This window comes from Micromonospora sp. ATLC20, assembly GCF_057196585.1.
The window spans coordinates 1-23,747 of record NZ_JBXUOV010000016.1; the positions used below are offsets into that span (position 1 = coordinate 1).

General features: G+C 73.9%; 19 protein-coding genes. 6 read left to right on the top strand and 13 right to left on the bottom strand.

The features are described 5' to 3' along the window. Positions 1-98 precede the first annotated feature (98 nt). The 4 genes from AC2CHG_RS05965 to AC2CHG_RS05980 form a co-directional block, all read right to left on the bottom strand. Positions 99-1,883 carry an IucA/IucC family protein gene (locus AC2CHG_RS05965; protein WP_484524319.1) on the bottom strand — a complete coding sequence of 595 codons (1,785 nt, stop codon included), beginning with the start codon at positions 1,881-1,883 and terminating at the stop codon, positions 99-101. Then, the gene (locus tag AC2CHG_RS05970) at positions 1,880-2,464 is read right to left on the bottom strand and encodes a GNAT family N-acetyltransferase (protein ID WP_262014305.1); all 585 of its coding nucleotides are present in this window, start codon (positions 2,462-2,464) and stop codon (positions 1,880-1,882) included. Before AC2CHG_RS05970 ends, AC2CHG_RS05965 begins: the two co-directional genes overlap by 4 nt. Before the next feature lie 110 nt (positions 2,465-2,574). Beyond that, complete coding sequence (locus tag AC2CHG_RS05975) at positions 2,575-3,849, bottom strand: lysine N(6)-hydroxylase/L-ornithine N(5)-oxygenase family protein (protein ID WP_484524320.1); 1,275 nt, start codon at positions 3,847-3,849, stop codon at positions 2,575-2,577. Between the two features lie 26 nt (positions 3,850-3,875). Then, a complete protein-coding gene (locus tag AC2CHG_RS05980) occupies positions 3,876-5,432 on the bottom strand; it encodes a pyridoxal phosphate-dependent decarboxylase family protein (RefSeq protein ID WP_484524321.1) in 1,557 nt (518 codons plus the stop codon). A 226-nt stretch (positions 5,433-5,658) separates the two neighbouring features. Here AC2CHG_RS05980 and AC2CHG_RS05985 point away from each other — a divergent pair, with 226 nt between their 5' ends. Continuing rightward, complete coding sequence (locus tag AC2CHG_RS05985) at positions 5,659-7,695, top strand: penicillin acylase family protein (RefSeq protein ID WP_484524322.1); 2,037 nt, start codon at positions 5,659-5,661, stop codon at positions 7,693-7,695. After that, positions 7,692-8,249, top strand: a complete 558-nt coding sequence (locus AC2CHG_RS05990; RefSeq protein ID WP_194799928.1) for a GNAT family N-acetyltransferase — start codon at positions 7,692-7,694, stop codon at positions 8,247-8,249. Before AC2CHG_RS05985 ends, AC2CHG_RS05990 begins: the two co-directional genes overlap by 4 nt. A 13-nt stretch (positions 8,250-8,262) precedes the next feature. Here the strand turns inward: AC2CHG_RS05990 and AC2CHG_RS05995 are convergent, their stop codons facing one another. Beyond that, positions 8,263-10,488, bottom strand: coding sequence for a hypothetical protein (locus AC2CHG_RS05995; RefSeq protein ID WP_269696686.1), 2,226 nt, complete (start codon positions 10,486-10,488; stop codon positions 8,263-8,265). A 208-nt stretch (positions 10,489-10,696) separates the two neighbouring features. Here AC2CHG_RS05995 and AC2CHG_RS06000 point away from each other — a divergent pair, with 208 nt between their 5' ends. Together AC2CHG_RS06000 and AC2CHG_RS06005 are read left to right on the top strand one after the other, a co-directional pair. Next, a complete protein-coding gene (locus AC2CHG_RS06000) occupies positions 10,697-11,599 on the top strand; it encodes a redoxin (RefSeq protein ID WP_484524323.1) in 903 nt (300 codons plus the stop codon). A 22-nt stretch (positions 11,600-11,621) separates the two neighbouring features. After that, complete coding sequence (locus AC2CHG_RS06005; protein WP_281600857.1) at positions 11,622-12,845, top strand: epoxide hydrolase family protein; 1,224 nt, start codon at positions 11,622-11,624, stop codon at positions 12,843-12,845. 57 nt (positions 12,846-12,902) lie between these two features. Here AC2CHG_RS06005 and AC2CHG_RS06010 read toward each other — a convergent pair whose 3' ends face one another. Together AC2CHG_RS06010 and AC2CHG_RS06015 are read right to left on the bottom strand one after the other, a co-directional pair. Then, complete coding sequence (locus tag AC2CHG_RS06010) at positions 12,903-13,868, bottom strand: golvesin C-terminal-like domain-containing protein (protein WP_030268833.1); 966 nt, start codon at positions 13,866-13,868, stop codon at positions 12,903-12,905. Then, a complete protein-coding gene (locus tag AC2CHG_RS06015; RefSeq protein WP_194799931.1) occupies positions 13,868-14,020 on the bottom strand; it encodes a hypothetical protein in 153 nt (50 codons plus the stop codon). Before AC2CHG_RS06015 ends, AC2CHG_RS06010 begins: the two co-directional genes overlap by 1 nt. Positions 14,021-14,229: 209 nt before the next feature. Between AC2CHG_RS06015 and AC2CHG_RS06020 the strand changes: the two genes are divergently transcribed. Then, positions 14,230-15,453 carry a glycoside hydrolase domain-containing protein gene (locus AC2CHG_RS06020; protein WP_484524324.1) on the top strand — a complete coding sequence of 408 codons (1,224 nt, stop codon included), beginning with the start codon at positions 14,230-14,232 and terminating at the stop codon, positions 15,451-15,453. Between the two features lie 55 nt (positions 15,454-15,508). Here AC2CHG_RS06020 and AC2CHG_RS06025 read toward each other — a convergent pair whose 3' ends face one another. Then, positions 15,509-16,399: an SGNH/GDSL hydrolase family protein gene (locus AC2CHG_RS06025; RefSeq protein ID WP_262014248.1), complete on the bottom strand. Its 891-nt coding sequence runs from the start codon at positions 16,397-16,399 to the stop codon at positions 15,509-15,511. Between the two features lie 400 nt (positions 16,400-16,799). On the opposite strand from AC2CHG_RS06025, the gene AC2CHG_RS06030 reads away from it, so the two are divergent. Continuing rightward, the gene (locus AC2CHG_RS06030) at positions 16,800-17,834 is read left to right on the top strand and encodes a hypothetical protein (RefSeq protein WP_262014249.1); all 1,035 of its coding nucleotides are present in this window, start codon (positions 16,800-16,802) and stop codon (positions 17,832-17,834) included. A gap of 55 nt (positions 17,835-17,889) precedes the next feature. On the opposite strand, the gene AC2CHG_RS06035 is transcribed toward AC2CHG_RS06030, so the two are convergent. From AC2CHG_RS06035 to AC2CHG_RS06055, 5 genes are all read right to left on the bottom strand, one after another. Beyond that, positions 17,890-19,740, bottom strand: coding sequence for an AfsR/SARP family transcriptional regulator (locus AC2CHG_RS06035; protein WP_484524325.1), 1,851 nt, complete (start codon positions 19,738-19,740; stop codon positions 17,890-17,892). 101 nt (positions 19,741-19,841) lie between these two features. Further along, positions 19,842-20,798, bottom strand: coding sequence for a Gfo/Idh/MocA family protein (locus tag AC2CHG_RS06040; protein WP_355510605.1), 957 nt, complete (start codon positions 20,796-20,798; stop codon positions 19,842-19,844). Continuing rightward, entirely contained in the window at positions 20,782-21,690 is a 909-nt protein-coding gene (locus tag AC2CHG_RS06045; RefSeq protein WP_484524326.1) for an inositol monophosphatase family protein, read from the bottom strand. The genes AC2CHG_RS06040 and AC2CHG_RS06045 overlap by 17 nt, the downstream gene beginning before the upstream one ends. Continuing rightward, the gene (locus tag AC2CHG_RS06050) at positions 21,687-22,220 is read right to left on the bottom strand and encodes a flavin reductase family protein (protein ID WP_484524327.1); all 534 of its coding nucleotides are present in this window, start codon (positions 22,218-22,220) and stop codon (positions 21,687-21,689) included. Before AC2CHG_RS06050 ends, AC2CHG_RS06045 begins: the two co-directional genes overlap by 4 nt. Beyond that, positions 22,220-23,710, bottom strand: coding sequence for an amino acid adenylation domain-containing protein (locus AC2CHG_RS06055; RefSeq protein ID WP_484524328.1), 1,491 nt, complete (start codon positions 23,708-23,710; stop codon positions 22,220-22,222). The genes AC2CHG_RS06050 and AC2CHG_RS06055 overlap by 1 nt, the downstream gene beginning before the upstream one ends. Positions 23,711-23,747: the final 37 nt, after the last annotated feature.

Here is a 23,747-nt window from a genome sequence, read left to right on the forward strand (position 1 = left end):
GGGCGCGGGCGCCGCCCCCCCCCCCCCCCCCCCCCCCCCCCCCCCCCCCCCCCCCCGCCCCGCCCCCCGCCCCCCCCCCCCCCGCTTCCGTCATGCCATCAGTCGCGCGGTGCGTACGGGGCGAGCGGGTTGACCAGGGTGCCGGCGAACTGCAACGCGGCCGACGGGTCGGACAGGTCCACCATCTGCTGGTTGTTGCGCAGCTGGAGCCGGTTGAGGCAGGACAGCGTGAACTCCGGCGCGAACAGGTCGTGCCGGCGCATCCGGTCGGCCAGGTGCGGCACCGTCGCGGCGTAGTCGGCGGCGCACGCGGCGACGGTGCGCCAGAACTCGTCCTGGTCGAGGACGCCCCGGGTGTGCAGGGCGGCGCTCAGGTGCCGCAGGAAGCAGTCGAAGACGTCGGTGAAGATGGACAGGATCTTCTCGTCCTCGGGCACGGCGGCCCGGATCCGCCGTACCCGCTCGGGCAGGTCCGCGTTCGGGTCCATCACCACGATCTCCTCGGCGATGTCCTTGAACACGACCCGCTCCACGGCGCCGCCGTGCAGCACCAGGATGACGTTCTCGCCGTGCGGCATGAACGCCAGGTCGTGGGCGTACAGGCTGTGCAGCAGCGGCACCAGGTAGGCGTCCAGGTAGCGGCGCAGCCAGTCGGCCGGCGCCAGCCCCGACTCGTCGATCAGCGCCGCGGCGAGCGACCGCCCGTCGCGGTCCAGGTGCAGCAGCGAGGCCATGGTGGCCAGCCGCCGCCCGGGTTCCAGCGCGGGGACCGGGCTCTCCCGCCACAGCGCCGCCAGCATCTTCCGGTACGGGGAGTACCTGTCGGTCGCCGCCTCGTACTGCCGGTGCCGGTAGCCGATGGCGGCCCGCTCCCGGATGATCGACAGGCCGGTGCGCTTGAGCACCGGGTCGCCCTCGATCAGCCCGGCCAGCCAGTCGTTGATGGCCGGCGTCGCCTCCATGTACGCGGCCGACAGCCCGCGCATGAAGCCCATGTTCAGCACCGACAGCGCGGTCTTCACGTAGTGCTTCGCCGGGTCGCTGACGTTGAAGAAGGTCCGGATGGACTGCTGCGCGAGGTACTCGTCCGGCCCCTCACCGAGGCAGACCAGCCGGCGCGCGGCCACCTCACCGGCGAACGTGACAGCGAGCTTGTTCCACCACTGCCACGGGTGCACCGGGACGAACAGGTAGTCGGCCGGGTCCAGGCCCAGCCCGGTGAGCGTGGCGGTGAACCCGGCCCGCGTCTGCTCGCCCAGCTCGGCCCGGACCAGCGTGTCGTAGTCCAGGTCGTCGGCGCAGGTGAACGTGGTGTGGTCGCGGTGCGCGGCGAGCCAGAGCAGCCGCACCGGCGCAGCGGCCTCCGGGGCGTACGCGTGGTACTCGTGCACGCCGAAGCCGATGCGGCCGTTGTTCGCCACGAAGCAGGGGTGCCCCTCGGTCATGCCGGTCTCGATCGCCTGGAACCCGGCAGCGGCCAGCTCGGCGGCGCTCACCGCGGGCTTGGCCAGCTTGTACGCGGTCCCGGCGAGCGTGGAGGTGATCTCCTCCAGGTAGACCGGCAGGATCGCGTCGGTGAGGCCGAGCGCGCCGCGCAGTTCCACGCACAGGTCGACGGCGTCGGGCGGCAGGTCCGCGCCGTCGCGGCGGCGCACGATGCTGTCCGCGTCGACCTCCCAGTGGTCCAGCGCCAGCCGCTGCGCCGCGAACCGGTACTCGACGGCGCCGTCGTCGCTGCGGACCAGCCACCGCCCCGAACCGTCGGGCTCGGGGGTGATCAGGCGCTCGTGGGCGAACTCGGCGAGCGCCTTGCGCACCAGCAGCCGGTTTGCCGTCGCCCACGCCTCGGGGGTCAGGTGGTCCACGGATGCGCTGGCGTTCACGCCGGTGCCCCTTCCTCGCCTGCGGGCGCGCCGGTGGCGGCCCGGAACTGGTCCCGCGTGCAGACGCTGAGCAGCGCCTCCTTCTCGGGCTTGCGGATCGGGCCGACGACTGAGAAGCCGACTGCCGCGTTGAGTGCGTGCACCGCCCTGTTGCGCACGTCCGGCTCCACCACCACCCGCCGGGTCGCCGGGTCGGCGAACAGCCAGGCCATCACCGTGGTGATGACGGCGCGGGTGAAGCCGTGCACGGGCGTGTCGGCGGGGGCGCAGAGGAAGTGCATGCCGACGTCGCCGGGCTCCGGGTCGTACAGACCGGCCAGCTCGACGTGTGCCGGGTCGTACCGTTCGGCCAGGAACGCCGGGGTGCCGCGCCACGACCCCAGGTACGCGTCGTGGTGCGGGTGGTCGGCGATGCGCCGGTACTCGGCGGCGACCGCGTCCACGTCGGCGTCCTGCATCAGCCAGAACGCGGACTTGGGATGGGTGACCCAGCGGTGCAGCAGCGCGGCGTCGGCGTCCGGGTCCAGCGGGCGCAGCGTGAATTCGCCCAGCGCGTCGTCGACGCGGGTGAAGGTGCTCATGCCGGGCTGTTTGGGCATGCGCTCGCGGCCCTCGCTTCGCTCGGTGCGCTCGCTCATGCGGGGCCGGCTGGGCATGCGCTCGCGGCCCTCGCTTCGCTCGGTGCGCTCGCTCATGCCGGCACTCCGAACTCCTGGAACGCGATCGCCTTCTCGATCGGGTAGTGCTCTCGGCCGGTCATCTCCCGGATCAGCCACGAGTTGCGGTACGGGCCCATGCCCAGGTCGGGGGAGGTGATGCTGTGCGTGTGGGTGCCGCCGTTCTGGAGGAACACGCCCCGGCCGGTGTGGTCGACGCTGTAGTTGCGGGCCACGTCGAAGCGGCCGTGCGCGTCGAAGCGGAGCCGGTCGCGTACCGGCGCGAGGAACTCCGGCACCCGGTAGTGGTAGCCGGTGGCGAGCACCAGCCCTTCGGTGTCCAGCGTGAACGCGCGGTCCTGCTCGGTGTGGCGCAGCCCGAGCCGGTAGCGGCCGTCGGTGTACGCCGCCTCGACCAGTTCGGTGTTGGTGAGCAGGCGGGTGGGCACCGGCCCGGGCAGGCTCTTGGCGTACAGCAGGTCGTAGATGTTGTTGATCAGGTCGGCGTTGATGCCCTTGAACAGCGGCTTCTGCGCGGCCTCCAGCGCGTAGCGGGCCGGCTCGGGCAGCGCGTGGAAGTAGTCCACGTAGTCCGGCGAGGTCATCTCCAGGGTGAGCTTGGTGTACTCCAGCGGGAAGAACCGGGGCGAGCGGGTCACCCAGGTGAGCTGGTAGCCGTACGTGTCGATGTCGCCGAGCAGGTCGTGGTAGATCTCGGCGGCGCTCTGGCCGCTGCCGACGATGGTGATGCTGTCCTTGGCCCGCAGCGCCTCCCGGTGTTCCAGGTAGCGCGAGTTGTGGATCATGTCACCGCCGAGCCCGGCGCAGGCCGGCGGCAGGTACGGCGGGGTGCCGGTGCCGAGCACGAGGTGCCGGGCCCGGTGGGTGACCGGCCCGTCCGGCGTGTCGGCGTGCACCACGTACCGGTCGTCGGCCTCGTCGTACTCGACAGTGGTGACGCCGTGCCGGAAGCGCAGGTTCGGCAGCTTGGCGGCGGCCCAGCGGCAGTAGTCGTTGTACTCGGCGCGCAGCGGGAAGAAGCTCTCCCGGATGTAGAACGGGTAGAGCCGGCCGGTCTCCTTCAGGTAGCTCAGGAACGAGTACGGCGAGGTGGGGTCCGCGAGCGTGACCAGGTCGGCGATGAACGGCGTCTGAAGTCGGGTGGATTCGAGCAGCATGCCGGGATGCCAGTCGAAGCTGTCCCGCGCCTCCAGGAACAGTCCGTCGAGGTCGTCGATCGGGGCGGTGAGGCAGGCCAGTCCGAGGTTGTAGGGGCCCAGCCCGACGGCGATGAAGTCGTGGGTCGACATGGGGTTCTCGTTCTCCTCGACGGGGGTCAGCCGACCGGGCAGGACAGCTCGGTGGCGGTGGCGGTCCGGGCGTACCAGGCGGCGTGGTCGGCGACGAGGTCCAGCACGTGGGCGACGTCGTCCACTGTGGTCTCCGGGTTGAGCAGGGTGAGCTTCAGGTGGTGGGCGCCGTCGACCCGGGTGCCGGCGACCAGTGCCGCGCCGGAGGCGGCGAGCGCCTCGCGGGCGTACAGGTTGGCCTCGTCGACCAGGTCGGCGGCGAGGCCGGCGGGCCGGTACCGGAAGACCACGGTGCTCAGCTGCGACGGCGCGGCCACCTCGAACCGCGGGTCGGCGTCGAGCCGCCGCCACGCCTGCGCCGCGAGGTCGACGACCTGGTCGAACAGCGCGCCGATCGCGTCCGGCCCCATGATCCGCAGGGTCAGCCAGAGCTTGCAGGCGTCGAACCGGCGGGTGGTCTGGATGCTCTTGTCGACCTGGTTCGGGATGCCCTGCTCGACCGCGCGGGCCGGGTTGAGGTAGTCGGCGTGCCAGGTGGCGTGGCGCAGCGTCCGGCCGTCGCGGACCAGCAGCGCGCTGGAGCTGACCGGCTGGAAGAACGACTTGTGGTAGTCCACAGTCACCGACGCGGCCCGTTCGATGCCGTCGAGCAGGTGCCGGCGGGTGGGGGAGACCAGCAGCCCGCAGCCGTACGCGGCGTCGACGTGCAGCCAGACGCCCGCGGCGGCGCAGATGTCGGCGATCTCCGGCAGCGGGTCGACGGTGCCGAAGTCGGTGGTGCCGGCGGTGGCGACGACTGCCATCACCACCTGACCGTCGCGGTGACAACTGTCGATCGCGCGGGCCAGCTCGTCGGTGCGCATCCGGCGGTTCGCGTCGGTGGGCACGGTGAGGACCGCGTCGGCGGCCAGTCCGAGCAGCTTGGCGGCCTTCTGCACGCTGAAGTGCCCTGCCGCGGAGGTGATGACGCGCAGCCGGGACAGCACCTGCGGCCGGTCCGGCCGGCCGCCGGCGCCGCCCACCACGGTGCGGTACGCCTCCTCGCGCGCCAGCAGCAGCGCCTGGAGGTTCGACTGGGTGCCGCCGCTGGTGAAGACCCCGTCGGCGCCGGCGCTGAACCCGATGCGCCCGGCCGTCCACTCGATCAGGCGCCGCTCCATCAGCGTCGCACCGGCGCTCTGGTCCCAGGTGTCCAGTGAGGAGTTGACCGCGCTGAGGACCGCCTCGCCGAGCAGTGCCGGGATGACCACCGGGCAGTTCAGGTGGGCCAGGTAGCGCGGGTGGTGGAACCAGACGGCGTCGCGCAGCCACACGTCGTGCAGCTCGTCCAGGGCGGCGTCGGTGTCGCCGAGCGGCCGGTCCAGGTCGATGGCGCCGACTAGCGGGGCCAGTTCCTCGGGCGTGACGCCGGTGAACGGGCGGTCCGCCTCGGCCACCCGGCGGGCCACCCGGTCCACGCCGCGCGCCAGCACGTCCCGGTAGCGCCCGAGCGAGCCGGCGTTGAACAGGTGGCCGCGTGCCGTGGCGGCGGCGCGGCCGGTGTCGGCGGGCGCGGCGCCGGTCGGGCTCCCGATCGAACTCATGCGACATCCCAGCGGTCGTACGGACAGGACGCGGCCAGAGCCGCGGCGATCAGGTTAGGTTAGGCTGGCCTAACTATCAAGCGCGACTCGGGGTGCTTTGTCCCGGATGTGCCGCCGGTTGGCGCCCTGCACGCGTCGCGGTAAGGTCGCCCTCGGTTAGGGGAGGTTATCCTAAGTTGACTGTCGAACGGAACCGTCGCCCGGCGCGTCGAGGCGGCGCAAGACGATGACACACGTCGATCGCGATCAGTGGGGCGTGCCCCAGTTGTGGGCCGGCGACGTCGACGCGCTCGCGCATCTGCAGGGGCGTGTCGCCGCGCTGGACCGGGCCTGGCAGATCAGCGTCGAACGATGGCGCGCCGAGGGTCGCCTGGCCGCCCACGTCGGCCCGGCCGAACTGGCGTGGGACCGGTTCGCCCGCCGCGTACGGCTGGACGACACCGCCCGGCGCTGCTACGAACGGCTCGACCCGGACACCCGGCGGTGGGTCGGGGCGTACGTGGACGGGGTCAACTCCGGGCTCGCCGAGGGCGCCGCCGCCGCACCCGAGTTCGCCGCCACCGGCACCGCGCCCGAACAGTGGCACCCCTGGTCGCCGCTGGGCGTCTTCCTCGTCCAGCACGTGCTGTTCTCCACGTTCCCGAACAAGCTCTGGCACGCGCACGTGGCCCGGACGCTCGGCCCCGACGCGGCCGGACTGTTCGCGGTCGAGGGACCGGCCTCGTCCGGCAGCAACGCCTGGGCGCTGCCCGCCGACCCGGCCACCGGGCGCGGCCCGCTGATCGCCGGTGACCCGCACCGGCTGCTCGAACTCCCCGGCGTCTACCAGCAGGTCCGCCTGGCCTGCCCGGAGTTCGACGTGGTCGGTCTCGCCTTCCCCGGCGTGCCGGGCGTGCCGCACTTCGGCCACACCGGCCACGTGGCCTGGGCCGTCACCAACGCGATGGCCGACTACCAGGACCTCTACCGCGAACGGCTGCGCCGCGACGGCGCCCGGGTGCTGGTCCGCGACGCCGACGGCTGGACGCCCGCCGCGCGCCACGTCGAGGAGATCGAGGTCCGCGGCGGCGCCCCCGAGACGGTCGAGGTGATCGAGACGCCGCGCGGGCCGGTGATCGACCATGACCGGGTCACCGGCGAGGCGATCGCGCTGCGCACCCCGAGCCGGGTCGAGGCCCGCCTCGGCTTCGAGGCGTTGCTGCCGCTGCTGCGCGCCCGGCGTACCGGTGACGTCGCCGACGCGCTGCGCCACTGGGTCGAGCCGGTCAACAGCGTGCTCGCCGCCGACACCGAGGGAGGCGTCCGCCGCCTGGTCGCCGGCCTGGTCCCGGTACGCGACGAGCGGTGCCGCCGGGAGCCCGTTCCGGCCTGGGAGCCGGCCTACCGGTGGCGGGGCGACTACCTGCCGCTTGTCGACGAGCCGGTCGACGGCGTGGCGGTGTGCGCCAACGACCGGCGCGACGACGTCGCCGCGCACGGCGCCGACTTCGCTCCGCCGCACCGGGCGCGCCGGATCCGCGCGCTGCTCGCCGAGGGCGCCGAGGCGTCCACAGTGCACACCGACGACCGGCTCCCGGCCGGCCCGCTGTACCGGCTGCTCGACCGGCTCGACCCGGGCCGGCTCGACGAACCCGCCCGCGCGCTGCTGCTGCGGCTGCGCGGATGGGACCGGGCGATGGCGGCCGGCTCGGCCGAGGCCGGCGCGTACGCGGCCTGGCGGGCGGCGTTGGCCCGGCGGTTGCGCGTACACCCGAGGTTGCGTGCCCTCGACGAGCCGTGCGGGTTCGACGAGCTGTTCGCCCCCTGGACCGACCCGGCCGCCCGGATCGGCCTGGCGCTGGACCACCTGGCCGCCGCGCTCGACCTCGCGGAACCGGCGGCCGAGGAGCTGGCCGAGGTGGCCGCCGGCCCGCCGCCCGGCGAGTGGGGCGGCCGGCACCTGCTGCACCCGGTGCACCTGGGCGTCGCCCCGGCGGTCACCGACGCGGTCACCGCGATGCGGCGGCGGGTGGCGCTGGCCGGTGACACCGACTGCGTGCTGGCCACCTCCAGCGTGCCGGGCGTGTCGGACGCCTGCTGGCGCGGCCCGGTGGCCCGCTACGTGTGGGACCTGACCGACCGGGCGGCCAGCCGCTGGATCGTCCCGTTCGGCGCGTCCGGGCGCCCCGGCGACGCGCACTTCGCCGACCAACTGACCCACTGGGCCGCCGGGACGCTGATCCCGGTGCCCGCCGGCCCCCTGACGGGAGACGAGACGACGTGATCCACCTGGAGCGCATCCCCGGCCTCGGCGAGCTGGCGCTGGAGCCGGTACGCCCCGACCGGGACGCCGGCCTGCTGCACGGCTGGGTGATCCGGCCCCGCAACCGGTTCTGGGGCATGGGCTCGCACACCGTCGACGAGGTACGCGAGATCTACGCGTTCGTCGACGGCCTGGAGACCCACCACGCGTACCTGATCCGGCTCGACGGCGAGCCGATCGGGCTGTTCCAGACCTACCAGCCGGAGGCGGACCCGGTCGGCGAGCGCTACCCGGTGCAGCCCGGCGACGTGGGGACGCATCTGCTGCTCGACGCGCCCCGGCCGTACCCGGGTTCGCTGACCGGCGCGGTCTTCCCGGCCCTGATCCGGTTCCTGCTGCGCGACCCGGCCGCGCGCCGGGTGGTGGTCGAGCCGGACGTGCGCAACGACGCCATGCTGCGCCGCCTGCGCATCGAGGGCTTCACGTTCGGCCCCGACATCGACATGCCGGACAAGCGGGCGAGGCTGGCGTTCCTCACCCGGGAACGGTTCGAGGCGGACCACCCGGCGGCGTGACACCCGGCCCGCGTCACGGCCCGGCGGCGCGCAGCCGCCCGGCCAGGTCCCGCACCGTCTCGGCGTACGCCGGGTCGTCCTCGGACGGGAGATGACCCTTGATCGGTGGCGGGACGCTGTCCCAGGGCGGGGCCACCAGGCTCTCCGGATCCCGGAGACGACGGTCCACAGTCGCCTCCGGGCCGGTGACGCGGGCCGGCTCGTCCGGGCGGTGCGGGGAGAAGATCCAGCCGCCCAGCGCGTCGGTGTCGCGCCACAGGTTGCGCCACCGCCAGCCGACCCGGCCGCCGATCCCGCGCAGCATCTCGCCGCCGACGTAGGCGGGGAACAGCCGGGCGTAGAGCCGGCGCAGCGGCGAGCTGTAGGTGAGCAGGGCGACCCGCGAGCTGACCTCCGCCGGCAGTTGCAGAACGGTGGCGGCGACGAGCACCGAGCCGTGGCTGTAGCCGGAGAGCAGCACCCCGTTGCCGCTGTGCACCAGGTACGTGATGCGCCGGGCCAGCTCCGGCACGGCCCGCTCGGCGTAACAGGGCGGTGCGAACGGATGCGCCGCCCGGGGCCAGAACGTGGCCAGGTCGAAGAGCACGCCGACGTGGTGCCGGAACCCGGGACTGCGGTAGGCGAAGATCCCGGCGAGGATGAGGGCCAGCACCGCCGCCGAGATCGCCACCCCGCCCACCTCGATACCGAACATGACCAGCTCCGCCGGCACGTGCGTGCGGTGCTCCAGCGTCTCGCCCGGATCGGGACGGACCAGCGCCATCGCGGTGGTCGCCGCGCCCAGTCCGGCCATGACGGCGAACAGCACCGCCAGCGGCACCAGCAGGTCGGTGAACCGGGCCCGCACGATCATCGTCCGGACCTGCCGCAGCCGGGGCGCCGCCTCGGCCGGCGGCGACGGGAAGTCCCGCTCGACGATCGCCTCGGCGGCCCGCGTCCGGCCGCGCCTGGACACCAGCGCCACCACGGCCGCGACCACCAGGGTCACCAGCAGCGCCCGGAAGAAGCCGTAGATCGCCCAGGTGTACGCGTGCGCCGGACCCGGTATGTCGTCCGCCGGGGACACGCCCCGGTCCAGCAGGTCGGCGGTGCGCTGGACCAGCTCGGCGGAGTACGCCACCGCGAGCCCGCCCGCCGCCGCGGCGACCACGAGCGCCCCGAGGCCGTTCGGCGGCTGGTGGCCGCGGACCCGTAGGCGGTGCCAGATCAGCACCGCGGCCAGGCCGCCGAGCAGTACCGCGTGCGTGACCAGCAGCCAGGTCAGGATCGAGCCGTAGCCGGGCAGCCCGCCGCCGGTACGCCAGCGGGCCGGGGCGAACAGCAGGTACCCGGCCACCACGACGGTGAGCCCGATCGCGGTGCCGCGCAGCACCCGGGCGACCCGGTCGCGTCGCGGGTCGGTGGGCGCCCGGTCGACGAGCGGCGGCACGCAGACCAGGACCAGGCAGGCGAGCAGCACCGCGCCGGTGACCGCCAGCAGCACCGCCACCGTGGGCGGGACGCCCTGCGCGGCCCGGGCGGCGAGGAGACAGCCGTCGAGGGTGGCGAAGGCCGCCGCGATGTGGATCGAGCGCAGCCGGCCCATCAGCGGCTCGGTGTCCCACTGGCCGATCGTGCTCAGCGGGGGCCCGGCGGACGCTCGCTCCGGCGCCCGGAACGCGGTGAACGAGCGGCCCGGCCGCCGGGCGCCCCACCAGACCAGGCTCACCGCGGCGGACGGGACCAGCGCCAGCACCACGAGCCGCAGCCCGACCGGCCGGCCGCCCATCCAGGACAGCCACTCCCGGTCGGCGACGCAGGCCGGGACGGACAGGCACTGCCAGGCCACCAGGTCCAGCGCGACCCCGGCCCCGGCGAGCACGTACAGCGCGGTCAGGCTCAACCCCAGTACCCGGCACAGCGCCCGCACCACCGCGCCGCCGACGGCGTCCCCCGGCCGCATCCACACGGCCACGTTGAGCAGCATGAAGGGCATCAGGAACAGCAGCGAGAGGGTACGCAGCGCGGTGCCGGACGGCAGGTCGTTCCACTGGTACGCCTCCAGCGTCACCCCGCTCGCGCCGCGCCCGTCGGCCAGGTCCGGACGGGGACGGTAGAAGCCGGCGCTGCGGTCGCCCGCGACCTGCCGGACCAGCGGCCTGCCCAGCACCTCGGCGGCCCCGCCCGCGGAGACCCCGTGCACCCGCAGCTCCACCACCTCGCCCGGTGGGGCCTGCGCCCGCCCTGGTCCAGCCGTCATCGACCCTCCGCGACGTCCCGGCCGCCCACGCCGCCTGCACGGCCCGCCCTCGGGTGGCGCAGCGTCCTACCCGGCCGGGCCGGAGGCAAACGCCCGCGCGGGCCCGGCGGACGTCCGTTCGAAGCCCCGCCGTCCGGGTAACCGCCGCCGGACGTACTCGGGAGGGAGATCGGATGACCGGCACACCATCACCGCGCGGCGCGCCCGGATGACGGGGGTCACGGCGGCGACCCGGCTGCCGCCGATCGACGTCAGCCGGTGGGTGAACTCGGCGCCGCTGACGCCGCAGGAGCTGCGTGGGCGCGTGGTCCTGGTGGACGTCTGGGAGTACACCTGCGTGAACTGGATCCGCACCTCCCCGTACGTGCGGGCGTGGCACCGTGACTACCGCGACCTGGGGCTCACGGTGATCGGCGCGCACGCGCCGGAGTTCGGCTTCGGCCGGCTTCCGGAGAACATCGACCGGGCGATCCGCGACCACGGGCTCACCTACCCGATCGCGATCGACGACGACTACACGTTCTGGCGTGCCCTGCGCAACGACGCCTGGCCGGCGAGGTACCTCTTCGACGCCGACGGGCGGCTGGCCGACCGCTGGGTCGGCGAGGGCGGCTACGACCGGACCGAGTCGCTGATCCGGCGGCTGGTCGAGGCCGCCACGCCCACTCCCGCGCTGCCGCCGGTCACCCCGGAGGTGACCGCGTTCGTGACCGGCCCGCAGCCCACGTACGCGGGGATGACCCCGGAGACCTATCTCGGCGCGGACCGGGGTGTGCCCGGCACGTACGAGCTGACCGGCGACTGGCGGGTCGAGGGCGAGTACGTCGAGACGGGCGGCGCCGGTGCGGAACTGGTCCTGCCGTTCACCGCAGGTGAGGTGAACCTGGTGGCCGACCCGGGACCGGAGGGACCGGCAGTGGTTCGGGTGCTGCTGGACGGGAAACCGGCAGCCGACGCGCGCGGCACCGACGTGGGACCGGACGGCCGGGCCCGGGTCGACCGGGCGGCCATGTTCCGGCTGGTCGACGGCGCGACGCCGGGGGAGCACCGGCTCACCCTGCGCGCCGAGCGGCCCGGTCTGCGCGCGTACGTCTTCACGTTCGGTCCCTGACCCGACCCGAGGAGGACAGCCCGTGGCCGTCAAGACCATGACGCGTACCGGCACCGACATCCGCGAGTTCCGTGTCGACGTGCCGGAGGAGGACCTGGCGGACCTGCGGTCCCGGCTCGCGGCCACCCGCTGGCCGGAGCGGCAGACAGTCGACGACCAGTCGCAGGGCGTGCCGCTGGAGACGAGTCAGGCGCTCGCCCGCTACTGGGCCACCGAGTACGACTGGCGCAAGGTCGAGGCGCGGCTGAACGACCTGCCGAACTTCGTCACCGAGATCGACGGCCTGGACATCCACTTCATCCACGTCCGGTCCCGGCACGCCGACGCGCTGCCGCTGATCGTCACGCACGGCTGGCCGGGGTCGGTGATCGAACAGCTGAAGATCATCGGCCCGCTCACCGACCCGACGGCACACGGCGGCAGCGCCTCGGACGCGTTCCACCTGGTGATCCCGTCGATGCCCGGCTACGGCTTCTCCGGCAAGCCGGACCGGCCCGGCTGGGACCCGCAGCACGTCGCCCGCGCCTGGACCGAGCTGATGCGGCGGCTGGGCTACACCCGCTTCGTGGCCCAGGGCGGCGACTGGGGCGCGCTGATCACCGACATGCTCGGCGTGCAGGCGCCGCCGGAACTCGCCGGCATCCACACGAACATGCCCTGCGTGGTGCCGCCGGACATCGACGCGCTGCTGCAGAGCGGCATCACCGGCGTGAACAACCCCCTCGAGGAGCTGCCGGCCGGGCTCTCGACCGAGGAGCGGGCCGCCTGCGAGCGGATCGACTTCTTCTGGAAGCACTCCGCGTACGCGCTGATCATGACGACCCGTCCGGAGACGCTCACGGCGCTCGCCGACTCGCCGGTCGGCCTGGCGACGTTCATGCTCGACCACGACGCGGCCAGCCTGGACCTGATCTGCGCCGCCTTCGCCGGGCGGCCCGGCGGGCTGAGCCGCGACGACATCCTGGACAATGTCACGCTCTACTGGCTGACCAACACGGGCGTGTCGTCGGCCCGGCTCTACGCGCAGAACGCGCTGTCGTTCTTCGCTGCCAAGGGCGTCCAGGTGCCGGCCGCGGTGAGCCAGTTCCCGGACGAGATCCTGCTCGCGCCGCGCAGCTGGGCGGAGCGGGCGTACCCGAACCTGATCCACTACAACACGCTGGACCGGGGTGGGCACTTCGCCGCCTGGGAGCAGCCGGAGCTGTTCGCCCAGGAGATGCGGGCGGCCTTCCGGTCGCTGCGCTGACCGACGGCGGACGCGGCCGGGTGGGGCGCCCACCCGGCCGCGTCGGTACGCCCGGACTCAGACCTCGGTCAGCCGGACCGCGTCGGCGATGACCAGGCCGGCGGCGGAGCTCCACCGGCTGACCGCGACGCGGTTGGCGTCCCCGGCCGGCAGCGTGAACGTGCCGAGCGAGCGCCACTGCCCGCCGGTGGCCCGCTGGTCGACCACCACCGTCCGATTGCCGGTGGTGGTGGCGACGATGTACGGCGTGGCCGCGTTGTAGCCCGCGTTCGCCGGCCACCACGCCTCGACCCGGTAGTTGCCGGTACGCGGGACGTTGAACTTGTACCAGGCCGCGTCGCTCGCGGCGACCGGGTCCGCGTAGCGGTAGTCGGCGCCGTAGCGCTGCCCGGAGTACGTCGAGGTGCCCCAGCTCGCGCTGGCGGTGAACCGGCCGGCGGTGGCGTTGTCCACGATCGACGTCCAGCCGGTGCCACCGCCGGCCATCTTGGCGGCCACGTCGGCGCGCATCGTGTTCAGGTCGATGAAGGACGGGTCGATCTTGCCGGTGGTGCTGGTCTCCCGGTGGCCGCGGGCGTAGCTGGAGTCCCGGCCGAGCCGCTTGAGCACGGCGGCGGTGGCCGCGATGCTCGCGTTGTACTGGGCGGTGGTCATCCGCTGGTCGACGCCGTTGTAGTCGATCTCCCACCCGATCATCAGGGTGTTGCCGTCCCCGGCCGGGATCGGGCCGCTGCCGCCGCTGGTGCCGGCGTGGTTGCACCGGCCGGCGGAGATCACGTGGAACACGCCGTGGTAGTCCACGAGCGCCTGGCAGAGCGGGCCGGGCAGGTCGGACCGGCCGTTGATGCAGATGTTCAGCGCCGGGTGCGGGTTGGTGGCGCTGGACGTGGCGGCGGTGTGGTGCCAGAGCACGCCGATCGGGTCGAACGAACCGGAGCGCATCCGGTTGAGCCAGTCGCCCTCGACCACGACCTGTACGCCGGCGCCGCGCAGCACGTCCACGAGCCAGGGAATGGTGGCCATCACTGCTCCCCGAGCAGGTCGGCGAGGCACTCGGCCTTCGGCGCGGCGTGCGCCGTACCGGGACGGACGGCCACCGCGAGGGCGGCTGCCACCAGGGCGGGTACGCCGAGCAGACCTCGGCGTCGCAGACGGGGGGATCGTGACGTGGACATGGCGCTCCTCGGGTGACGACGCTCACCGATCGACGGATGTGAGTGCGGGCACGCTATACCGGCACCCGCCGTTCTGTCGATACCCTTCAATGATCGTTTCCGTCGTGAAAACTTTCGCCACCGCCATCTGTCGCCATTCGTCGATGCGTGGTAGAAATCCTGCCCAAGTCTCGCCGTCGAGCGAGGAATCCTTCACAGGAGGGGCGCCGATGAGAGCGATCGCCACGGCCCTGACACTTCTCGCCGTGCTCGCGGCCCCGGCCACGGCCGCGGCCGAGGCGCCGGCCGCCGTCGCCGCGGTCGGCCCGCAGCCCGGCACCTTCACCGGCAAGGGCTTCGACACGTGCACCGCGCCGTCGCAGGCCGCGATGGACGCCTGGCTGACCGCGTCGCCGTACCGCGCGGTCGGCGTCTACATCAGCGGCGGCAGCCGCACCTGCGCCCAGCCGAACCTGACCGCGACCTGGGTCGCCGACCAGACCCGCAAGGGCTGGCGGCTCATCCCGATCGAACTGGGCTACCAGGCGCCGTGCGGCACCCGTACCCCGAAGATGTCCGCCGACCCGGCCACCGCCCGCGGGCAGGGGAGGACCGCGGCGGACAGCGCGGTCGCCGCCGCGGCGGCGCTCGGCATCGGCGCGGGCAGCACGCTCTACAACGACATCGAGCAGTACCCGTCGAACGCGAGCTGCCGGGCCGCCGTGCTCTCCTTCCTCTCCGGCTGGGTCGAGCGGCTGCACACGCGCGGCTACCTCGCCGGCATGTACTCCAGCGGCTCCTCCGGCATCACCGACGTCTGCGCCGCCTACGACGACACCCGGTACCTGCGCCTGGACCAGATCTGGATCGCCTGGTGGAACGGCGTCGCGGACACCGACGGGGGCACGTACTGCGCCGACGACCGCTACGCCGACCAGCAGCGCCTGCACCAGTACGCCGGGGACGTCACCGAGACGTGGGGCGGCGTGACCATGAAGATCGACCGCAACTACCTGGACGTACGGGCCGGCACCCCGCCCGCGTCGTGGAGCGTCACGGTCGACAACGCCACGTCGGGCGGGTTCAGCGCGGGCGCCGCCTGGGGCACCTCCGCGTACTCCGGGCAGCGCCACGGCGCCGACTACCGCTTCGCCACCCCGGTGGCGTCCAGCGACGTGGCCTGGTTCCGGGCGAGCCTGCCCGCGACCGGCTCCTACGAGGTGTCGGTGTGGTACCCGGCCGACCCCGGCTACAACGACCGCACCCCGTACCTGGTCGCCACCACGACCGGCAACCGGTCGGTGGCGGTCGACCAGCGCACCGGCGGCGGACGCTGGGTCTCGCTCGGCGTGTTCACGCTCCCCGCCGGGACCGGGGACAAGGTCGGGGTGAGCCGCTGGAGCGCCGGCGCCGGCTACGTGGTCGCCGACGCGGTCCGCATCACCCGGGTGTGAGGCCGCCGAACCGTGAGCCGGCTCCGCCTCGGCGGGGCCGGCTCACGGCGTGCTGTCAGCTCAGGTGCGCCAGCAGGGCGGTGGCCATGCCCTGCTCACCGCGGGCGTTCGGGTGGAACGGCGCGGCGGAGTTCTGCGGCACCAGTCCCTCCACCCAACGGGTGCCGCTGCTCTTGCACGCGTCCCGCCCGATCGACGGCGCGTAGACGTCGGCGTAGCTCGCCCCGCCCGCCGCCGCGGTGTCGGCGAGCATCGTGTTCAGTGCCTTCTGGACACCGCGCAGGTACGGCACGTCCTGGTAGGCGATCGGCACCACCGGCCAGCAGCCGTACCCGCTGTCGGGCAGGATCGCCGGGTAGCCGAGCACCACCACGCGCGCGTTCGGCGCGGCCTGGCGGACCGCCCGCAGCACGGCCGTCACCTTCGGCGCGGTGGCGGCGATCCGGGCCCGCAACTGGTCCGTGCCGCCCGCGGTGAACCGGTCCTTGCAGGGCGACCCGAGCGGGCTGCTCACGCTCGCCTCGGCGCAGTCGCCGATGATGCCGGAGAAGCCGATGTCGTTGCCGCCGATCTGGACGGTCACCAGCGCGGTGGCCGCTGTGACGGCGTTCACCTGCGGCGGCAGCGCGATGCCCAGCGCGCCGTCGCCGCCGTACAGGATGTCCTCGGTGGTGGCGCCGGAGCAGCTCACGTCGGCGAACGACGAGGACCCGGCGGACGCCGCGACCAGGGACGGGTAGTTGCGGTTGGAGCGCAGGCAGTTCAGGTCGACCTGGGTGGGCACGAGCGGGGCGGAGGTGTAGGAGTCGCCGAGCGCGACGTAGCGCCCGGCGGGTGCGGCGGCGACGGCGGGCGCGGCGACGGTGAGCAGCATGCCGGCGGCGGCCGCGACGAGCGCGGTCATCCGGCCGGCGGTCCGCAGGAGCGGCAGGCGGGGACGGTTCATGGGGCCCTCCCGGAGGGGTCCTGGTGGTGGTGCTGGGGATTCTGTCCGCGCCCGTGACGTGCGTCAATATCGATGGGCCTCACTAAATAGCGGTCCAGGATGTGGTCCGCCGCCGCCCCGCCGGGCGTCAGTCGGTGTCGCGTACGTCACACTTTTCGGCGTCGGGGATGCCGGGTACAGGTCGATCGCCGATCAGTCGATCCGTTGCGTCACAACGGTCCCCGGCCCGTCACGCCTGATAGGCGGGCGGATGCCGGATCCGGGCGCGCACGCACCGGAGTGACCCCGGCACGGCTGGTGAAGAACGTATCGAATGTCGGCGATCGTGAATTTGCAGGCGTCATTACGCTGCGGGGTGGTTGATCGCCGGAACCACGGACGACAGGTGGAAGAACCTCAGATGAGTGACAATCACCCTCCCTACGGAGGCTATCCGGACCCGAACGCCGGAGCGTGGGGCAACCAGCCCGACCCGAACGCCCCGTACGGCGCGCAGCCGGCCTCCGGCGCGCCCTACGGCTCGCAGCCGGCGTCGGGTGCGCCCTACGGTGCGCAGCCCGCGTCGGGCGCCCCCTACGGCGCCCAGCCGGGGTCGGGTGCCCCGTACGGTGCGCAGCCCGCGTCGGGCGCTCCGTACGGCGCGCAGCCCGCGGCGCCGTTCCCCGGCCAGCCGGGCTACCCCGGGCCGGCGCCGTACGCGCCCACCCCGCCCCCGAGCGGCGGCAAGAGCAAGGGCCTCATCGTCGGCCTCGCCGCCGGCGCGGTCACGCTGACGCTGCTGTGCTGCGGCGGCGGCCTCGCCTACGTCGCCTTCAACGGCGACGAGGAGGACCCGAAGCCGGTGGCCTCGGGCAGCGCCACCCCCGGGCCGGACAACAGCCCGTCCGCGACCCCCAGTGCGGGCGGTCCGGAGTCGACCGGGCCGGACGGGCCCACCAACAACGACTCGATCACCGCGCGGTACGCCAGCGAGATGTCGGCGGTCTGCGACGGGGGAGCGATCCTCAACGCCGCGCCGTACACCGCGCCGGCCGGCTCGAAGGCGTACGTCTTCTCCAACTCCCCGGACCGGCCGTCGTTCTGGTCGCAGAAGACGATCAGCTCGGCCAAGCCGTACTACGCGAAGTCGGCCGACTTCGCCACGGTGTCGGTCATCGGCTGCCTGAAGATGGTCGAGGGCAGCGAGGGCACGCCGAAGAAGTGCCAGTACAAGAACAGCGAGGACAAGGTCGTCACCGTCGACTACATCTCCTCGCGGTACACCCTGACCTTCCACGCCGCCAAGACCGGCGAGAAGGTCGGTGACGGCGGCACGGTGACCGCGCCCGCCGCCCGGTGCCCGAGCTTCATCTCCTACAACAAGGTGACGATGAAGTCGTACGCGTCGCCGGACAGCGGCACCATCGAGGCCGCGCTGGACCGCTTCCTCAAGTAGGCGACACCCGGTCGCGGTGTGTGGGTCGGACCGACCCGCACACCGCGATCGGCGTTCAGGCCGGAAGCGGCCGGCCGTGCGCGTCCACGCGCTCGCGGGCGAACAGCCGCAGCAGCTCCGGCAGGTGGAGACGCTCGCCCGGGGCGCCGGGGTCGACCGGCACCAGCAGATTGTGCTGGATCAGATGCTCCACCATCCGGTTGGCCTGCTGCCGGGGCAGGCGCAGGATCTCCACCGCGCTGGCCAGGGTGATGAACGAGTCGGTGCGGGCCAGCGCGTGCAGCGCCCGGCGGGCGTCGACGTCCAGTGCCTGGTAGCTGACCGAGAGGCTGTCGCGTACCGAGATGTCCCCGACGGACAGCTCCGACAGCCGGTTCTCCTCGTCCTCCAGATGCGCGGCGAAGCCGGGCAGGGCGACGTCGGGCTGGGTGACGAGCCGGCTGCCGACGATCCGCAGGGCCAGCGGCAGCCGGTCGCAGGCCGCCGCGATCCGGCCGAACACCTCCGGCTGTTCCCGTACCCGGCGCTCGCCCGCGATCGTGGCGAGTAGTTCCACCGCGTCGGCCCGGTCGAGCGCGCCGAGCGTCAGCCGCCAGCCGACGTCCAGGTCCAGCAGGCGCTGCCGGCTGTTGATCAGCACCAGGCTGCGGCCCGCACCGGGCAGCAGCGGCCGCACCTGCTGCGCGCAGTCGACGTCGTCGATGATGAGCAGCAGCCGCCGGCCGGCGAGCGCGCACCGCAGCACGGCCGAGCGCTCCCGGATGTCCTCGGACACGTCGGTCAGCGGCACGCCCAGCTCGACCAGCAGCTCCCGGATCAGCTCCCCGCTGCCGCGCGGCGGCTCGTCGCCGCTGTCGAAGCTGACGAAGAGCTGGCCGTCGGGAAAGAGGTCGGCCAGGTCGTACCCGCTGCTCACCGAGAACGACGACTTGCCGACGCCCGGCGCGCCGGAGACGAGCACGACCCCGGCGTGCTCGTCGGCGCCGGCCGGGTCGGCGATCCCCTCGGCGATGGCGCGCAACTGGCCCGCCGTGGTGTCCCGGCCGACCAGGGACGGCGGTTTCATCGGCAGGGCCTGCGGGCTCGGCGGCGGGTCGGGCGGCGACGCGGGCCCGGCGCCGAGGGCCGCCGACCAGCCGGCCGGTGGACGGACCTCGGCGGAGTCCGCGTCCAGTGCGGTCTGGAGGGCGCCCTGGAGGGTGGGACCGGGGTCGACGCCGAGTTCGTCGACGATGCCGCGCCGGGCCTGCTGGTACACGGCCAGCGCCTCGGCCACGCGCCCCTCCAAGGTCAGCGCGGTCACCAGTTGCGCCTGCCGGCGTTCGTCGAGCGGCTCCTCGGCCACCATCCGGCGCAGCGGCGGGATGACCCGGGCCGGCTGACCCAGCCGCAGGCGCAGGTCGATCAGCTCGGTCGTCATCTCCCGGTGCTGTTCCCGCAGCGCCGTGACGGTCGCGCCGAGGTCGGTGCCGAGATCCGCCAGGTCCTCCAGCGGATACCCGCCCCACAGCTCGACCGCCCGGTCGAACAGGTCGGCGGCGGCCTCGGGGCGGTCCCCCCGCGCGGCCCGGCGGGCCTCGTCGGCGAGACGCCGGAACCGCAGCAGATCCAGCTCGTCCTCGTCGACCCGCAGGTGGTAGCCGGTGCCGTCGTGGACCAGCCGGTCGGCCGAGTCGCCACCGCGGTCCAGCGCCTGCCGCAGCCGGTGCACGTACGTGCGCAGGTTGCGGACCGCCGACGCGGGCGGCGCGTCCGGCCAGAGGCCGTCGACCAGCCGGGATGTGGGGACCGTACGTCCCGGGCTCAGCAGCAGCACGGCGAGCAGGAGGCGGGGTTTGGTGCCGGTGAGCGTGACCGGCCGGTCGTCCACATGAACGGTCAACGGGCCGAGAACACTGAACCGCATCGATGTATTCCCCCGCTCCGCAGTACCGTCCACAGTGTGGTGTACCGATGGATTTCCCACCTTCGGCTGGGGAATACCTCGCTCCCAGATGGTGCAAGTAGTCACCGATCGGTGTGTACTTCGTGACCCCGAGTCAGCTGTGCCGTCGCCCGCCGCGCCGCGTCGAGCACCGCCACCGCGTCCGCCACCCCGGCACCCGCCGACCGGCCCTCCCGGACCAGCCCGGCGAAGTCCTCCGCCTGACGGGCCAGGGCCGCGTACATGGTGGCGTCCCCGTCGGCCGGGTCGAGGAAGGTCAGCCGCTCGTGGTCGCGGGTGCCGAAGACCTCCACCGTCGCCATGTCGCCGCCCCGGTGGTGCCGGCCGAGCGACACCAGCGCGGTGCCGCCGCCGGACAGGCCGAGCAAGGCCTGCGCGCTGTCCACGTCCCGGCCGCGTACCGCCGGGTCGGTGACCGGACCGGCCGGCTGCACCGCGAGCCGGTCGATCTCCTGCCCGGTCAGCCACCGGATCTGGTCGAACTCGTGCACGCCCATGTCCACGAAGATCCCGCCGCTGCCGGTCCGGAACGCCGCCGCCGGTGGTTCGCCGTCCCACTGCGCCGCGGCCACGAACAGGATCTCGCCGAGCTCTCCGCCGGATATCCGCTCCCGCAGTCGTCGTAGCTGCGGGACGAACCGGCGCCAGTAGGCGACCTGGAACGGGATCCCGGCCGCGGCGGCCACCCGGCCCGTCTCCGCCGCCTCGGCCGGGCCGAGCCCGGCCGGCTTCTCGCACAGCACCGGCAGCCCCGCCTTGGCGGCCGCCGCGACCAGCGCGCCGTGCCGCCCGGTGGGCGCGGTCACCAGGAGACCGTCCGGCACGGCGTCCGCGAGCAGGTCCTCCACGCTCGGGTACGCCGGCAGCCCGGCGGCGGTGACCGCCTCCCGTGCCGCCGGAACCGGATCGACCACGTACCGGATCCGGACGGCCGGGTGGTCGGCCAGGGCCCGCAGGTGGTGGTGGCCCATCCGGCCCGCCCCCACCAGTGCCAGCCGGAACTCATCGCTGCCGGTCATCGTCGGTTCCCCTCTCCTCGTCGGTGTCGGTGTCGGTGTCGGCTTCGTCGGTGCTGTCGGCGCCGCCGCGGCTGTCGATGCCGTCGCGGCCGTCCGCGCCGTCGTCGCCCAGCCAGCCGGCCAGCGCGGCCACCACGGCCGGCGCGCCGGTGGCGAAGACCACGAACCCGTCGTGACCCCACCGCCGGCTCACGCCGCCGGCGGCCTCGACCAGCGCGGCGCCGGCCGCGATGTCCCACGGCGCGGGGTCGAAGCTGACGAACGCGTCCAGCTCGCCGCGGGCCACCGCCGCCAGGTCACAGACCGTGGAGCCGGTGTTGCGCAGGTCGGCGACGCGGGGCGCGACGCCCACGAGCGCCTGGTACGCCCGCCGTCGCGGCCCCGGCGCGTTCGGCACCGCGAACGCCACCAGGGCGTGCCCCGGCTCGGCCTCGCGGTTCACCGCGACCGGTGCGTCGCCGTCGAGCGCGCCGTCGTCGTCGAGTACCAGGCAGGCGCCGGTGGCCGGTTGCAGCACGGTGGCCGCGACCACCCGGCCGTCGCCCACGTCGCAGCCGGTCGCCACCGCGATGCTGACCGCGTAGCGGCTCGCCCCGTGGCTGAAGTTCAGCGTGCCGTCGAGCGGGTCGACGATCCAGCGCAGGCCGGAGCAGCCGTCGCTGGCCCCGGACTCCTCGGCCAGCACGGCGTCCTGCGGCCGGTCGCGGGCGAGCAGGCCGAGGATGGCCCGCTCGCTGGCGTGGTCGGCGCTGGTCACCGGGTCCTGGGCCGCGCCGCCCTTGTGTTCGGTCTGCAAGCCCTTGCCGCGCGCCTCGCGGATCGCGTCCGCCCCGGCCCGCGCCGCGCGCAGGCTCAGGTGGCGCAGGTCGCCGGGAGCGGCACCGATGCTCATCGCGCCACCTGCGCTTCCCGCGACGCGGCGACCCGGGCGTAGCCGCCGTCCACGAACAGCAGCGGCGGGTTCGGCCGCAGCAGACCGGCGGAGCGGACCGCGCCCATCAGCACCGCGTGGTCACCGGCCGGATTCGCGGAGACCGCCTCGCAACCGAAGTACGCCACCCCGTCGGTCAGGCGCGGGCAACCGGTCGCCCGCTCGTCGTCGTACGCCACACCCGCGAAACCCTCGGCGCCCGCAGGCCGGCCCCGGCTGGCGAACCAGGCCGCCTCCTCGCGCTGGTCGTCGCCGAGCACCGTCACCGCGAACCGGCCGGTACGCCGCACCGCGCCGAGCAGCCGGCAGTCCCGCCGCAGGCAGACCAGCAGCATCCGGGGCGACAGCGACACGGTGGTGAAGGAGTTGACTGTCATCCCCACCGGTCCGTCGGGCCCGACGGCGGTCGCCACCGCCACTCCGGTGGCGAAGCGCCCGGCCACCGAGCGGAACGCCCGTTCCTGGTCCTGTCCCTTTCCTGTGCCGGTCATCACCGTGCTCCTCTCGTCGCGCTGCCGACCAGGTCGGCGGCCCGCCGCCGGTCGGTCTTGCCGTTGGCGTTCGTGGGCAGCGCGGCCACGTGGTGGATCCGCGCCGGCACCATGTAGGCGGGCAGACGCTCCGCGCATCTGCGGGTCAGCTCGCCGATGATCCCGGCGGCGCCGGTGTAGACCGCGCGCAGGGAGACGTCGTCGCCCGCGCCGAACGCCAGCACCACCGCGTCCTGCACCCCCCGGTGGCCGCGCAGGACCATCTCGATCTCGCCCAGCTCGATCCGGTAGCCGCGCAGCTTCACCTGGTCGTCCAGGCGGCCGTGGTGCACGAACGTGCCGTGCTCGCGCCGGACCCGGTCACCGGTGCGGTAGTACCGGCGGCCGGCGTACGCGACGAACCGGCCGTCGTCGTCGGCCGGGTCGAGGTAGCCGTCGAACCGCTGCGGCCCGTGCACGCACAGCTCGCCGTCGTCCACGCCGACGGCGCCGTCCTCGGCGCGCAGGATCGCGTCCAGCCCGGGGTGGGCGTCGCCGATCGGCACGGTGCCGTTGGAGGTGGCCGGCCAGGCCGCCGGATCCGCCGGAAGCCGGTGACCGGTGCAGGTCACGGTCAGCTCGGTGGGACCGTAGAGGTTCTCCACCACGCTGCCCGGCGCCGCCGCCGCCCACGCCCGCGCCTGCTCCAGCGTCAGCGGCTCGCCGGCGAAGAGGCTGTGCCGCAGGCCGGGCATGGCGCCGGGGGAGAGCATCCGCATCCGGCGGGCCAGCGAGACCACCGAGGGCACCGAGAACCAGTGCGTGATCCGCCGTTCGTTGACGAACCGCACCGGCGTCAGCACCTCGTCCGGCTGCGGCACCACGAGCGTGGCACCACCGCCCCAGGCGACGAACATGTCGAACACGGACGGGTCGAAGGTCAGGTCGAAGGTCTGCGACAGCCGGTCACCAGGGCCGACCGGGTAGCGGTCCCGGCAGTACGCGAGGAACGCGTCCACGTTGCGGTGCCGGACCGGCACGCCCTTGGGCCGCCCGGTCGAGCCGGAGGTGAACAGCAGGTACGCCACGTCGTCCGGCGCCACCGGGGCGGCCGGCGGCGGGACGGCGGACGCGCCGTCGAGGCGTACCGTCACGGTGTCGCCCGCGACCTGCGCCGCGGTCGCGGCGCCGGCGTCGTCGACCACGAGCGCGTCCACGCCCGCGTCCCGGCACTGCCGGGCGGTGCGGGCCGGTGGGAAGGCCGGGTTGAGCGGCACCACCACCGCTCCGGCGCGCAGCGCGGCCAGATAGCCGGCGTACGCGGGCAGGCTGCGGGCGGCCAGCAGGCCGACCGCGCGCGGACGGTGGCCCACCTCGGCGTGGATCCGCCCGGCGAGGCCGTCGGCGAGGTCGCGCAGCCGGCGGTAGGTCACCGGCTCTCCGCCGACCTCCAGCGCGACCGCTTCGGGCACGCGTGCCACGGTCCGCTCGAACCAGGAGTAGAGACTCACGGCGTTGCTCCCTTCACTGTGCTGTCGTCGATCGGTC